The sequence below is a fragment of the Halomonas sp. KAO genome, from assembly GCF_015595025.1.
In the GTDB taxonomy this organism is placed as follows: Bacteria; Pseudomonadota; Gammaproteobacteria; order Pseudomonadales; family Halomonadaceae; genus Halomonas.
On sequence record NZ_JADNRL010000019.1, the window covers coordinates 644,465 to 656,864 of the forward strand.

A 12,400-nucleotide genomic window follows, 5' to 3' on the forward strand; every position below is an offset into this window, starting at 1 on the left:
TCGGCCTCCTCATGGGGTCAGGACCGACGACACCAGCAGCTGCGTATAGGCATGCTGTGGATCGTCGAGGATCTGGTCGGTCAGGCCGGCTTCCACCACCTGACCACGGCGCATCACCATCAGGCGATGGGAGAGCAGGCGAGCCACCGCCAGGTCATGGGTGACCAGGATCACCGAGAGACCCAGCTCGCGCACCAGGGTGCGCAGCATATCGAGCAGCCGAGCCTGCACCGAGACGTCCAGCCCACCGGTGGGCTCATCCATGAACACCAGGTTGGGCCGAGTGACCAGGGTGCGGGCAATCTGCAGGCGCTGCTGCATGCCCCCCGAAAAGGTCTGCGGAGCATCGTCGATGCGTCGAGAATCGAGTTCCACGCGACTCATCCAGTCCTGGCCGACGGCGCGGATCTGGCTGTAGTGGCGCTCTCCCAGGGCCATCAGACGCTCACCGATATTGGCACCGGCCGAGACGCCGAGGCGCAGACCGTCGCGAGGATTCTGATGCACCAGCCCCCACTCCATGCGCAACAGCGCCCGGCGACGCGCTTCACCGATGGCGTAGAGGTCGAGCTCCCCTTCCCGCCCCACTGTGTCACGGCCCTGGGCGACGGCCGGACGATAGATCACCTGACCCGCATCGGGTCGTTCCATCCCCGAAAGCAGGCGCAGCAGCGTCGACTTGCCCGAGCCGGACTCCCCCACGATGCCCAGCACCTCACCGCGATGCAGGCGAACATCGATGGACTCGCACCCCTTGCCGGGACCGTAGAGTCGAGAGACGCCCCGCGCTTCCAGCAAGGTGGCACGATTCAGATCGGGACGCTTCATGCCACCTCCTCGACGCGTGACTGGCAGTAATCGGTATCCGAGCAGACGAACATTCGGCCGCCTCGGTCATCGGTGATCACTTCATCCAGGAAGGTGTCACGAGCCCCACAGATTTCGCAGGGCGCCTCCCACTGCTGGACCTCGAACGGGTGGTCCTCGAAGTCCAGACTTTCCACCCTGGTATAGGGCGGAATGGCATAAAGGCGCTTCTCGCGACCGGCGCCGAACAGCATCAGCCCCTCGGCCATATGCAGCTTGGGATTATCGAACTTGGGAATCGGCGACGGGTCGGTGACATAGCGCCCATCGACCTTGACCGGATAGGCATAGGTAGTGGCGATATGACCGTGGCGGGCGATATCCTCGTAGAGCTTCACGTGCATGACCCCATACTCCTCCAGGGCGTGCATCAGTCGGGTCTCCTCTTCACTGGGCTCGATGAAGCGCAGCGGTTCGGGAATCGGCACCTGAAAGACCAGCAGCTGGCCCCGCCGCAGGGGCTGCTCGGGAATACGGTGACGGGTCTGAATCACATCCGCCTCGGCGGTGGCCGTGGTCGTGGCAACGCCGGCCACGCGTTCGAAGAAGGCACGGATGGAAACCGCATTGGTCGTGTCGTCGGCCCCCTGATCGATCACCTTGAGGACATCATCCTGTCCCAGGACGCTGGCGGTGAGCTGCATCCCGCCGGTTCCCCAGCCATAGGGCATCGGCATCTCGCGTCCACCGAAGGGCACCTGGTAGCCGGGTATCGCCACGGCCTTGAGCAGGCCGCGCCGGATCATGCGCTTGGTCTGTTCGTCCAGATAGGCGAAGTTGTAGCCGCTGGCGGTAGCTGCCGATCTGCTCATGCTTGCTGCTCCTGGGCCTGATCAACGGAAGTGGTGGCGTCGATATCCGTATCGACACCGGCGCCTGAATCACTGGACGCGGCGCAACGGGTGGCATGCTCTCGGCGCAGGCGCCGCAGTAACTCCAGCTCGGACTGGAAGTCGACGTAGTGCGGCAGCTTGAGGTGGGAGACGAAACCCGCCGCCTCGACGCTATCGGCGTGGGCCAGCACGAACTCGGCCTGCTGGGCAGGACCCGCGGCGGTCTCGCCAAGCTCCTCGGCACGCAGGGCACGGTCGACCAGCGCCATGGCCATGGTCTTGCGTTCGTTGTGGCCGAAGGCCAGGCCGTAACCCCGGGTAAACTGAGGCGCGGCATCTCGCGAACCGCCGAACTGGTTGATCATCTGGCACTCGCTGATCTCGATCTCGCCGATGCACAGCGGTGCTTCACTCTCCTCTACCGCAATCTCGACCTCCACCATGCCCAGGCGTATTTCGCCGGCGAAGGGGTGGTTACGCCCGTATCCACGTTGGGTGGAGTAGCCGAGCGCCAGCAGATATCCCTCGTCACCTCGCGCCAGCATCTGCAAGCGAGTGGCACGATCCACCGGGAAGTCGGGCGGGTCGCGGGTGATGTCATAGGGCTCGGCGCCATCATCCTCCTCGCGCTCGATCAGGCCCTCCGCGTCGAGCAACTCCAGCACCTGAGGACAGGACTCGAGGACAGCATCGGCGGTCGCGGGAGCCTCTACCTCGCCATTGGCCAGCTGCAGAAAGTCGAGCAGGCGGTGGGTGTAGTCATAGGTAGGACCCAATACCTGACCGCCCGGAATATCCTTGTAGGTAGCGCTGATGCGACGCTCGATGCGCATCGCGGCCGTATCCAGCGGTAGCGTCTCGGCCAGCCGCGGTAGCGTGGTGCGATAGGCTCGCAGCAGAAAGACCGCCTCGACCATGTCACCACTGGCTTGCTTGATGGCAAGCGCGGCGAGTTCGGGGTCATAGAGCGAGCCCTCCGCCATGACGCGGGATACCGCAAGACGCAACTGCCCATCCACCTGGGCGACCTCGAGCTCCGGTGTCTGGCGTGGGCCACGGCGACGATCGGCGAGCCAGCGGTGAGCATTGGCGATGGCCTGCTCCCCTCCCTTCACGGCGACATACATGCGTCGACCTCCTCCGAAGCGGAACGAGTGATGCGAGTGCTGCGGGGTACGGCGGACAGCCGGGTGCCACAGGTAAGAATGGCGTCCAGGCCGCAGGGGAAACGTGCGCGGTTGGTGGCGAGCCGCTTCATCAGCGCCTCGCCCCGCCCTACGTCCAGGCGTCGCACGCCAGGAATACCGGGGCCGCTTAGATGCCAGGGGCCGGCGGTATCCAGGCGGTCGAGCACCACCAGCAGGGTGGTGCTGCGGTCCGGGTAGGTTTCGCTGCCTTCCTGAAAGGCCGGTGCCGCCTCCTCAAGAGTGGCGGGCGTGACCACGGCAAAGTCAGCCTCTTCGGGGGTGCCGACCTGAGGCGCCCCGGTGTGGAAGGTCAGCGCCTCGCCCAGGCCAGCGGTATTCAGCTCGGGGGCCAGCCACACACCTGTGTCGAGATCACACAGGGTCAGTAGCGTGGCCCAGCAGGCGGCGCCGATCGCCGCCCCGGAGGGTGGCTGGGGCGTTCCCCCCACCTCGACAAAGGTGCCCGGCTCGGCCATCACCGACAGTAGCTGCCGATAGACCCGCTGGCTGTCATGAACGGGTACATCAAGGGCATTCCAGCGCATGCTCACTCCCCTCGAACCATGGTGAAGAAATCGACGCGGGTCGCCGCGGCGTGGCGCCCCCTTTCGTCATGTTCGTCGTTCAATGCCGCCTCCAGCGGCGCCACCAGCCCCTCCTCGATGACGGCCTCCCAGTGCCTCTGCTTGGCACAGGCGTCGACCAGGGCGATCAGCTCCGCATGACGGGGATCGCGGCCCTTTACCCAGCCATGCCCCAGCGCGCCCTCGGCGCTGGCATCATCGGTCAGCGCCACGCTGGCGCGGGTCAGGGTCATCTCGCCCAGATTGAAGGCACTACCGGTGCCACCCATGCGGCCACGCACCATGGCCATGCCAATCTCGGGGCCACGCACGCAACGGTAGGCCGGCGTGATGCCCAGCCGAGTCCAGTGCTCGGTCAGGCGCTCACGGGGGGTCAGCGCCAGAATGCGCTGACGTCTTGCAGAGCTCATGAAGACACCTCGTGGGTCAGTGAGTCAGGGGAGTTCGAGTCAGGAAAATCAATGTGGTAAGCCAGGATGTTGGCCAGGGCCTGGTAGCGGGGTTCACAAGGCGCTTGTCTAGACATGTTGGCTCCTGAAAAGAGGCGCCTCAGATGAAGCGCTTGCGAACCTGTTGCGAGAGCATGTCGAGCAGTGTCACGGCGACGATAATCACCAGCAGAATGGTGGCCGTCTCGGTGTACTGGAAACCGCGCATGGTTTCCCAGAGCGCAACGCCGATGCCGCCGCCACCGACCATGCCGAGCACGGTGGCCGAGCGGATATTGGATTCGAAGCGATAGAGGCTCACCGAGATCCACAGCGGCAGCACCTGGGGAATCAGGCCGAAGCGAATCTCTTCGAGACGCCCCGCACCGGTTACCCGAACCCCCTCCATGGGACCCGAATCACTCGCCTCCACCGCCTCGGAGAACAGCTTGGCCAGCACTCCGGTGGTGTGGATGAACAGGGCGAGTGTGCCGGCGAAGGGTCCCAGCCCCACGGCCACCACGAAGAGCATGGCGAATACCAGCTCGTTGATCGCGCGGCACGCATCCATCAGGCGGCGCATGGGTTGGTGGATCCACCAGGGGGCGAGATTCTCGGACGACAGCAGGCTGCAGGGCACCGCACAGATCACCGCGAGCAGGGTGCCCCAGATCGCGATCTGGATGGTGACCAGCATCTGGTCGATGTAGTGACCGAGATTGCCGGTACTCGGCGGCATGAAGTCGCTGGCCAGTTCGGCCATGTTGCCGGCGTTGGCGACCAGCTGGCTCGGCTGCATCTCGGCGCCCTGCCAGGCCCAGCCGAGCACCGTGAGGGTGAGGCCCCAACCGATCAGCGTGGTCCAGGACCGCCGCAGCCGATGAGCATCCGTTATGGCATGTTGCATGTTCATGAAGACTCCCGATTGAGGGGCCGTCATGGCCCCTCGTGATGGCGCAAGGCGGCTGACGTTACTGGCCGATCATGGCCGTGGTCGGGGCCTGGTCGGCATCTGCCTGCAGCGTCTCCATGCGCCGATTGAGGACGTCGAGCCGGGCATCCAGATCCGTCAGTTGCGTCTCGCGCTCATCCGCGGAGAGGCTGTCGTCGTTGGCAACCCGGGCACGCGCCTTGAAGAGTTCGAGCTGACGAATCGGCAGCAGCTGGTCGTCACTGGAGGGGGCGAAGCCCGACCACTGCAGCGGTTCGAGGATCTCGTGCTGGGCATCGGTCTCGCCGTAGGTGGTAAAGAACTCGCGAAGATCGGCCTTCAGATCCTCGGGCAGGTTCTTGCGCCACACCAGCGGGTCGGAGGGGATCAGTGGCGACTTCCAGATCACCTTGAGCTGCTCGGCCTTCTCGGGATGGATGACCTCGAGGCGCTCCATGCCCTCGGTATTGAAGGTCGCGACATCGACCTGGCCATTGGCCACGGTCAGCGCGTTGGTCTCATGGTTGGCATTGAGGGTGCGCTTGAAGGCGGTGGAGGCATCGACGCCGTTCTTGGCAAAGACGTAGTAACCCGGCACCAGATATCCCGAGGTGGAGTTGGGGTCGCCATTGCCGAACACCAGGTCGTCGGCTCGCGCCAGCATCTCCTCGATGCTCTCGAGGTCACTATCGCGATGGGTGATGATCAGACTCCAGTAACCCGACGCCCCGTTGTGGGCCACGGTCTGGGCGAAGATCTCGCCACCGGCACGATCGACGGCTTCCATCGCCGACTTGTTGCCATACCAGGCCAGGTCGACCTTATCGAAGCGCATGGCCTGTATGACGGCGGCATAGTCGGTGGCAAAGAAGGGCTTCACGTCACGACCCAGCTCCCGGGACATGTCGTCGAGGAAGGGCTGCCACTGCTCGGCCTGATTCTGGCTGGACTCGGTGGAGATGATGCCGAAGTTCAGCGCCTCGGCGGCCAGGGTGAGCTGGCTGACAAACAGACTGGCACCGGCAACCAGCGGCAGGGCGATACGACGCAGGGGGAAACGGGACATGAGCAGGCCTCTCCAGGCAGTTCGATGGGTGGTGCAATAAGTCCTATGAGCGGAAGACGTCACTAAGGGCTGTCTCAGCCCAGCGCCCCGAGCGCGGCGCCCATCTCATTGGCCGCTGGCCTGGCATGCAGCTCGTCCAGGCCCGCATTGGCATAAAGGGCTTCGAGGCGACGGTCGGTGAGGTCGCTGGTGGGGCCATCGAAGTAGAGCCGGCCCTCCTTGAGGGCGATGGTGCGGGGGCAGAAGCGTCGCGCCACCTCGACCTGATGCAGGGTAACCAGCACCGTGCGGCCATCCTCGGCGTTGATGCGGGCCAGGATCTCCATCACTTCGCGGGCACTTCGCGGGTCCAGTGAGGCGATGGGCTCATCGGCGAGGATGATGTCGGCGTCCTGCATCAGGACACGGGCGATGGCCACGCGCTGCATCTGTCCCCCCGAGAGGGTGTTGGCGCGCTGATGGGCCAGGGCGTCGATGCCGACCCTGGCCAGGGCACGCATCGCCCGATCGACCTCCTCGGGGCTGAAGCGACCGAGCAGGGAGCGTCCTCGCGGCATGCTGCCCAGGCGGCCAATCAAGACGTTGGTGAGCACGCTCAGCCGGCCGACAAGATTGAACTGCTGGAAGATATAGCCGATCCGGCAACGCTCGGTACGCGTGCGCCGGACGAGGCGGCCGTCACTCTGGATATCCCGGCCGAGTACCTGAATCCGGCTGTGTCGTTCGCGGTTGGCATGGGTCAGGCCGGCCAGATGGCGCATCAGGGTGGACTTGCCGGAGCCGGAGGGACCCACCAGGGCAAGCATCTCGCCGGGCGATACGGAAAAGCCGACCTCGCGAAGAACGGGGTGCCGACCGAAGGTCTTGCTGACCCGGTCGACCAGGATGCTGTGAATCGACATGACGCCTCTCCTCTTGGAATGGCCTCAGTGTCGCGGCATCGGGTTACCGGCAGTTGTCCAGACAATGATGATTGCGTGACACGCGGGGCGTGTCATGGGGGCCATGCATCACCAACTTGAGAAGGAGGTAGATAATAATCAAACGGTTATGTGGCAATGCATGTTGACTGTCATCTGAATGACCGCCAAGCGTCATGATCGGGCGACTGAGTCTCGCGTCTCCTACAGCTGCTTGCGCCAGCGACTCTCGACGGTTTCCAGCTCGGCGGGCCCGTAGATCGCCCTGTCGTGCTGACCGTAATGGGCCCAGAGCTGGTCGCCGGCATCGAAGTGCCACCACTCGCTGGGCAGGTTGGTGAAACCGGCCTTGCGCATCATCGTGTAGAGCAGCCGGCGATTGGCGCGCACCCGACGCTGCCGCTCCGTCGGTTTTTCCAGGGTCTCGTAGTAGGCGGTATGCGAGGCCGGTACGGCCTCATCGAAGAGCGTGCCCATATCCAGGGGCAGCCCATCGCCATCGTTCAGGGTGACATCCACCGCCCCACCGGTCAGATGCGGGCTGGGCGCTGCAGGGTCATCGCTGGGCACCGAGACGAACTCCCGGGTGCGGGTGAGCAGCTCCTCTTCTGCGAGCTCGGGATGATGCCCACGAATCGCTTCCTGCAGGGTATCGAAGAGGTACTGCTGAACCCGCCATGGCCGCCACCCATCCAGGATGATCAGCCCCATCCCCTCCGGCAGGGCACGCGCCACCTCGAGCAGGCGCCGATACACCCCTTCCCGTACGTAGCACTCATCGATCGCGCCCGGCAGGCCCTGCTTGGCATACACCGGGAAGACCTTGATCGGTGCCGGTGCCAGGCTGAGTGGGATCAACGGCTCGTCGCTCCCCTCGATGGGAATCCGGCTCAGCACCGGCCAGTCGGGGTCGGGCGCCTCGGGGATCGGTACCGCGGTCAGCCGTGAGAGGGAGTCGGTCATGGCACTATCCAAGCAGCGAGGGAAGCCAGAGCGTGAGCCCGGGGAAGACGATCAGCAACAGCAGCACCAGCACCGCCGTGATCACGAACGGCCAGATGGTGCGAAACAGCGACACGATCTCCAGCCGGCTGACCGCGGCCGCGACGAACACGCAGGCCCCCATGGGCGGGGTGATCAGGGCGATGGTGATATTGAGGGTGATGATGATGCCCAGATGCACGGGGTCGATCCCAGCCATCATCGCCACGGGGGAGAAGATCGGCGTCAGCAGCATCAGCGCCGACACCTCCTCCATGAACATGCCGGTCACGAAGGTGATCGCGCTGAGCATCAGCAGGATCACCATCGGTCGCTCGATATAGGGGTCGAGCAGCGCGACGAACTGATTGGGCACCTGGGCATAGGAGAGCAACCAGCTGATGGTGGCCGAGGCGGCCATGATCATGAAGATGGCCGAGGTCAGGCGGGTGGTATCGACGATGGCCTTCCACAGATCGGCCAGGCGGAGCTTCCCCAGCAGCGCGCCACATAGCGCGACATAGAGGACGGTCAACGCCGCGGACTCCGTGGGGGTGACGAAGCCCAGGACGATACCCGCCACGATGATAAAGGGGGCGACCAGGGCCGGAAGGGCCCCCACCGCCGTTACCATCAGCTCACCTGCGCCGGGCAGGCCCCCGCGCTTCTGCAGGCCCACGCGCCAGGCATACAGGGCATTCATGCCCATGAACGCGGCCCCCAGCAGCAGACCGGGAATCACGCCGGCGAGGAACAGATCACCCACCGAGGTGTTGGTCAGCGAGGCGTAGAGGATCATGAAGATGCTCGGTGGGATGATCGGCCCGATCAATGAGCTGCCTGCCGTCAACCCGGCCGCGAAGGCCGTGGAGTAGCCCTCCTTGCGCATGGGAGGCACCAGCAGCGACCCCAGCGCCGAGGTGTCGGCCACGGCCGACCCGTTGACCCCGGCAAAGAACACGCTCGACACCACGTTGACGTGCCCCATGCCCCCTCTCAGATGGCCGACCAGCAGCTTGGCGAAGGCCATCAGGCGGTCGGTGAGGCGGGTCACGTTCATCAGGTTGCCGGCCAGGATAAACAGCGGAATCGCCATCAGCGAGAAGGCGTTGATGCCGCCGAAGAACTGCTGGGGGAGCATGCGCGGAATCATGCTCGTATCGACGAACAGGAACCCGACCAGCGAGGTGGCCAGCAGCGACACGAAAAGCGGAAGACCCAGCAGCACATGCACCAGGAAGACGGCCAGCATGGTGAGGGTCATGTCGCCTCCTCCGTGGGCTCCCTGAGTGGCGCCGGCCCATACCAGAGCGCCTGCCAGGCCAGCAGGGCGAAGCCCACCGGAAGCGCCATCATCGGCACCGTTCGGCTGACCCCGAGCCCCTGACTGGTGAACATCGAGACCGACAGCGCATAGCGGTAGCTGAACAGGGCCGCGGCAATCGCGATGCCCAGCGTCAGCAGCCACTGGTAGAGGTTCAGCAGACGACGGAGCGGCACCGGCAGCAGACGCTCGATCAGGGCGACCCGCATATGGCCCCCCTCGATCCAGACGGCACCTGCCGCGAGCAGGACGCTGCCGATGATCAGGTAGCGAGCCAGCTCATCCGTCCAGATGGGGGCGCCACCGGCCAGGTAGCGCATGAAAACGCCGAACAGGATGATGGCCAGGTCCAGCAACAACAGCGAGCCGGCCACCGTTAGCGACACACGGCGGCTGAACCCCAGCACGCGAGCACTCAAGGATGGCATGAAAGGTTCCGCGATGATCAATGGGGCCGTGCGCAGGGCGGGCAGTAACGCCTGCCCTGCGCCATGCGGCCGGTTACTCGGTCAGTTGGGTCATGCCGGCATCTTCCAGGGCCATGTCGATGAAGCGGGAGTCGATATCACGCTCCTTGAGCCACTCCATGTAGGCCGGCTGACCCAGCTCGCGAAACTCGCCGAGCTCCTCCTCGGACGGCCGAATGACCTCCATGCCCTGCTCCTCGAGATAGGCGATGCGCTCGTCCACCCTGGCCTCGTTGTCGTCACGCGCCAGCTGATTGGCCTCGGCGACCGCCTCCAGGAAGGCCTCTCGCATCTCCTCGTCCCAGCCATCGATCATCGCGCCGTTGCCGACCAGAAACTGGTCCGAGTACTGAATATTGGCCAGGGTCAGGTAGTCCTGCACCTCGTAGAGGCTGCCGAGGATGATGTACATCGGCGGGTTCATCTGGCCATCGGCGACCCCCGTGCGCAGCGCCATGTAGACCTCGGTCCAGGGGATCGGGGTACCCGAGGCGCCGAAGGCTTCATAGAGTGCCACCTGGCTGGGGTCCATGGCGCGGAAGCGCAGCCCCTCGAAATCGCCGGGCGACGAGATGGGCCGCTCATCGTTGGTGAAGGCCAGAAAGCCTCCCTCCTCGACCACGGCCAGCAACTCCAGACCGGTGCGTTCACGCAGCGCCTCTTCCACCGCCTGCCAGTACTCCCCCTCGTCGAAGAAGGTGCGTGCCGCCTCGAAGTCATCGAACAGGAACGGGATGGCACTGACGAAGACCTCGGGAACCACGGGCGACATGCCGGCGAAGGAGGCGATATTGAGGCTGGGGGTGTTCATCACCTGCTCCATGCGCTCCTCCTCCTCGCCCAGCATGCTGTTGGGGTAGAGCTTCAGCTCGAGCTCGCCAGCGGTCTTCTCCTCGACCAGCTCCTTGAGGTTGGTAGCGAAGACATGGACGGCGTTCTTGTCGGGGTCCGGGGCGCCGTTGTAGCCGATGTTCACGGTGGTGGCGGCCTGCACGCTGCCGGCGAAGGCAATGCCAAGGCCCGTGGCCAACAGCGACGCCGCCGTCAGGGAGCGAGGGGCGAAGGGGTAACGAAGGAACGGGCTCATGCTGATCTCCAATGACTTGTTGTTGATAAAGAGTGCGGATGAAGACGGCTGGTGAAGCCCCGGCGGCGCCGGCATATCAGCAGATTAGGGTTGAGCCGTTAACTTATCAAATCCATACGTCGCCCACCTCTCTGCACGAAGGGGCGCTGTCAGCTCCCGCTCCGTCAACATCAAGCCTTGGCTCCTGGGCCTCGATGTCACTTGGAATGTTGAAAACCAGCCATAGCCCACCAGCAGCGAGTCTAAGCTGGAGACTGCACTCCCGATCCGCCGTACGCGAGGAAACGAACATGAGACGGATCACTCCGACACTGGCGGCGATGATGACCACCGCCGGCCTTGCCTCTGCGGCTCCGGCCAGTGCCACAGAGGATGTCGTGATTGTCCATGACGCCTCGGGCTCCATGTGGAGACAGGTCGATGGCACCAGCAAGATCGAGGTCGCCCGTGACGTGATGGCTGAACCGGTGAGCCAATGGGATGCCGATACCAGGCTTGGTCTGGTTGCCTACGGCCATCGCCGTCAGGGCGACTGCCGTGATAGCGAAACGCTGGTTGAGCCGGGGCCAATCGACAAGGCCCACTTCATCGACATGTATGGAAAGCCTTTAGAGGGCTCTCCATGCATGTCGATATCAGCAGTCTGCCGCTCACCCCAGATTACTGCTTCATCGCCTTCAGCTTGACACCAAAACCACTTGATACCAGCCTCGGAGGGCGCCATTATCGGCGTCCTCTCGTCACCCCCTGCCGGGGAGCCGGGCGAGGCTGAGACACTTCCTCTCTACCCGATCTGGATGCGAACCCATGAGCAAAGTCCTGATTATCGGCGCCGGCGGCGTCGGCGGCGTCGTGACCCACAAGTGCGCGCAGCACCCCGAAGTCTTCAGCGAGATCATGCTGGCCAGCCGCAACGAGGCGAAGTGCCAGGCCATCGCCGAGCAGCTGGATCGCCCGATTCAGACCGCCCAGGTGGATGCGGACGATGTCGAGGCACTGGTCGCGCTGATCGAGTCATTCAAGCCCGATGTGCTGATCCACGTGGCCCTGCCCTACCAGGACCTGACCATCATGGAGGCCTGCCTGCGCACCGGCGTGCCCTATCTGGATACCGCCAACTACGAGCATCCCGACGAGGCGAAGTTCGAGTACAAGGAGCAGTGGGCCTTCCAGGAGCGCTACGCCGAGGCCGGTAACATGGCTACCCTGGGCTGCGGCTTCGACCCGGGCATGACCAATATCTACTGCGCCTACGCTCAGAAGAACCTGTTCGACGAGATCCATCGCATCGATATCCTCGATGCCAACGGCGGCGACCATGGCTATCCCTTCGCCACCAACTTCAATCCAGAGATCAATATTCGCGAGATCACCGCGAAGGGTCGCTACTGGGAAAAGGGTGAGTGGAAGGAGACCGCGCCGCTGGCCGAGAAGCGCACCTTCGACTTCGACGGCATCGGCGAGAAGGATATCTACCTCCTCTATCACGAGGAGATGGAATCCCTGTGTCAGAACATCAAGGGGCTGGAGCGCATCCGCTTCTGGATGACCTTCTCCGACAAGTACATCACCCACCTCAAGGTGCTCGAGAACGTCGGCATGACCAGCATCGAGCCGATCGAGGTGAACGGCACCGAGATCGCACCCCTGGAGTTCCTCAAGGCGGTGCTGCCCGACCCGGCATCGCTGGGCCCGCGCACCAAGGGCAAGACCAACATCGGCATC

Annotated in this window: 14 protein-coding genes; 2 read left to right on the top strand and 12 right to left on the bottom strand. The window is 64.2% G+C overall.

Annotation, left to right across the window (positions count from 1 at the left end):
• Positions 1–9 precede the first annotated feature (9 nt).
• From phnK to dctP, 12 genes are all read right to left on the bottom strand, one after another.
• Complete coding sequence (phnK, locus tag IOC61_RS09210; RefSeq protein ID WP_195688533.1) at positions 10–828, bottom strand: phosphonate C-P lyase system protein PhnK; 819 nt, start codon at positions 826–828, stop codon at positions 10–12.
• Positions 825–1,679, bottom strand: coding sequence for an alpha-D-ribose 1-methylphosphonate 5-phosphate C-P-lyase PhnJ (locus IOC61_RS09215; RefSeq protein WP_132042163.1), 855 nt, complete (start codon positions 1,677–1,679; stop codon positions 825–827). The genes phnK and IOC61_RS09215 overlap by 4 nt, the downstream gene beginning before the upstream one ends.
• The gene (locus IOC61_RS09220) at positions 1,676–2,827 is read right to left on the bottom strand and encodes a carbon-phosphorus lyase complex subunit PhnI (protein WP_195688534.1); all 1,152 of its coding nucleotides are present in this window, start codon (positions 2,825–2,827) and stop codon (positions 1,676–1,678) included. Before IOC61_RS09220 ends, IOC61_RS09215 begins: the two co-directional genes overlap by 4 nt.
• Positions 2,812–3,432, bottom strand: coding sequence for a phosphonate C-P lyase system protein PhnH (gene phnH, locus IOC61_RS09225; protein WP_195688535.1), 621 nt, complete (start codon positions 3,430–3,432; stop codon positions 2,812–2,814). Before phnH ends, IOC61_RS09220 begins: the two co-directional genes overlap by 16 nt.
• Positions 3,433–3,434: 2 nt before the next feature.
• Entirely contained in the window at positions 3,435–3,881 is a 447-nt protein-coding gene (phnG, locus tag IOC61_RS09230) for a phosphonate C-P lyase system protein PhnG (protein ID WP_195688536.1), read from the bottom strand.
• A gap of 139 nt (positions 3,882–4,020) precedes the next feature.
• Positions 4,021–4,812 (bottom strand): phosphonate ABC transporter, permease protein PhnE, encoded by a 792-nt coding sequence (gene phnE / locus IOC61_RS09235; RefSeq protein ID WP_229333008.1) that lies wholly within the window; start codon positions 4,810–4,812, stop codon positions 4,021–4,023.
• A gap of 58 nt (positions 4,813–4,870) precedes the next feature.
• Positions 4,871–5,896 carry a phosphonate ABC transporter substrate-binding protein gene (phnD, locus tag IOC61_RS09240; protein WP_195688537.1) on the bottom strand — a complete coding sequence of 342 codons (1,026 nt, stop codon included), beginning with the start codon at positions 5,894–5,896 and terminating at the stop codon, positions 4,871–4,873.
• Between the two features lie 74 nt (positions 5,897–5,970).
• Positions 5,971–6,798 (bottom strand): phosphonate ABC transporter ATP-binding protein, encoded by an 828-nt coding sequence (gene phnC, locus IOC61_RS09245; RefSeq protein ID WP_195688538.1) that lies wholly within the window; start codon positions 6,796–6,798, stop codon positions 5,971–5,973.
• Positions 6,799–7,020: 222 nt separating this feature from the next.
• Positions 7,021–7,779 carry a M15 family metallopeptidase gene (locus tag IOC61_RS09250; RefSeq protein ID WP_195688539.1) on the bottom strand — a complete coding sequence of 253 codons (759 nt, stop codon included), beginning with the start codon at positions 7,777–7,779 and terminating at the stop codon, positions 7,021–7,023.
• 4 nt (positions 7,780–7,783) lie between these two features.
• On the bottom strand, positions 7,784–9,061 hold the full coding sequence (locus IOC61_RS09255; RefSeq protein ID WP_195688540.1) for a TRAP transporter large permease: 1,278 nt from the start codon (positions 9,059–9,061) through the stop codon (positions 7,784–7,786).
• Complete coding sequence (locus IOC61_RS09260; protein ID WP_195688541.1) at positions 9,058–9,549, bottom strand: TRAP transporter small permease; 492 nt, start codon at positions 9,547–9,549, stop codon at positions 9,058–9,060. The genes IOC61_RS09255 and IOC61_RS09260 overlap by 4 nt, the downstream gene beginning before the upstream one ends.
• A gap of 73 nt (positions 9,550–9,622) precedes the next feature.
• Positions 9,623–10,675 carry a TRAP transporter substrate-binding protein DctP gene (gene dctP, locus IOC61_RS09265; RefSeq protein WP_195688542.1) on the bottom strand — a complete coding sequence of 351 codons (1,053 nt, stop codon included), beginning with the start codon at positions 10,673–10,675 and terminating at the stop codon, positions 9,623–9,625.
• A 290-nt stretch (positions 10,676–10,965) separates the two neighbouring features.
• Here dctP and IOC61_RS09270 point away from each other — a divergent pair, with 290 nt between their 5' ends.
• Positions 10,966–11,361 (top strand): vWA domain-containing protein, encoded by a 396-nt coding sequence (locus IOC61_RS09270; RefSeq protein ID WP_195688543.1) that lies wholly within the window; start codon positions 10,966–10,968, stop codon positions 11,359–11,361.
• A gap of 121 nt (positions 11,362–11,482) precedes the next feature.
• Positions 11,483–12,400 (top strand): saccharopine dehydrogenase family protein (locus IOC61_RS09275; RefSeq protein ID WP_195688544.1); only part of this gene is annotated, 918 nt, incomplete at its 3' end.

What these genes read in the sequence shown, in the direction of transcription:
- IOC61_RS09260 (WP_195688541.1), bottom strand. Translation starts at nt 9,549, where the DNA reads ATGCCATCCTTGAGTGCTCGCGTGCTGGGGTTCAGCCGCCGTGTGTCG.
- IOC61_RS09270 (WP_195688543.1), top strand. Translation starts at nt 10,966, where the DNA reads ATGAGACGGATCACTCCGACACTGGCGGCGATGATGACCACCGCCGGC.
- phnD (WP_195688537.1), bottom strand. Translation starts at nt 5,896, where the DNA reads ATGTCCCGTTTCCCCCTGCGTCGTATCGCCCTGCCGCTGGTTGCCGGT.
- IOC61_RS09220 (WP_195688534.1), bottom strand. Translation starts at nt 2,827, where the DNA reads ATGTATGTCGCCGTGAAGGGAGGGGAGCAGGCCATCGCCAATGCTCAC.
- phnG (WP_195688536.1), bottom strand. Translation starts at nt 3,881, where the DNA reads ATGAGCTCTGCAAGACGTCAGCGCATTCTGGCGCTGACCCCCCGTGAG.
- IOC61_RS09255 (WP_195688540.1), bottom strand. Translation starts at nt 9,061, where the DNA reads ATGACCCTCACCATGCTGGCCGTCTTCCTGGTGCATGTGCTGCTGGGT.
- phnE (WP_229333008.1), bottom strand. Translation starts at nt 4,812, where the DNA reads ATGAACATGCAACATGCCATAACGGATGCTCATCGGCTGCGGCGGTCC.
- IOC61_RS09215 (WP_132042163.1), bottom strand. Translation starts at nt 1,679, where the DNA reads ATGAGCAGATCGGCAGCTACCGCCAGCGGCTACAACTTCGCCTATCTG.
- phnC (WP_195688538.1), bottom strand. Translation starts at nt 6,798, where the DNA reads ATGTCGATTCACAGCATCCTGGTCGACCGGGTCAGCAAGACCTTCGGT.
- dctP (WP_195688542.1), bottom strand. Translation starts at nt 10,675, where the DNA reads ATGAGCCCGTTCCTTCGTTACCCCTTCGCCCCTCGCTCCCTGACGGCG.
- IOC61_RS09250 (WP_195688539.1), bottom strand. Translation starts at nt 7,779, where the DNA reads ATGACCGACTCCCTCTCACGGCTGACCGCGGTACCGATCCCCGAGGCG.
- phnK (WP_195688533.1), bottom strand. Translation starts at nt 828, where the DNA reads ATGAAGCGTCCCGATCTGAATCGTGCCACCTTGCTGGAAGCGCGGGGC.
- phnH (WP_195688535.1), bottom strand. Translation starts at nt 3,432, where the DNA reads ATGCGCTGGAATGCCCTTGATGTACCCGTTCATGACAGCCAGCGGGTC.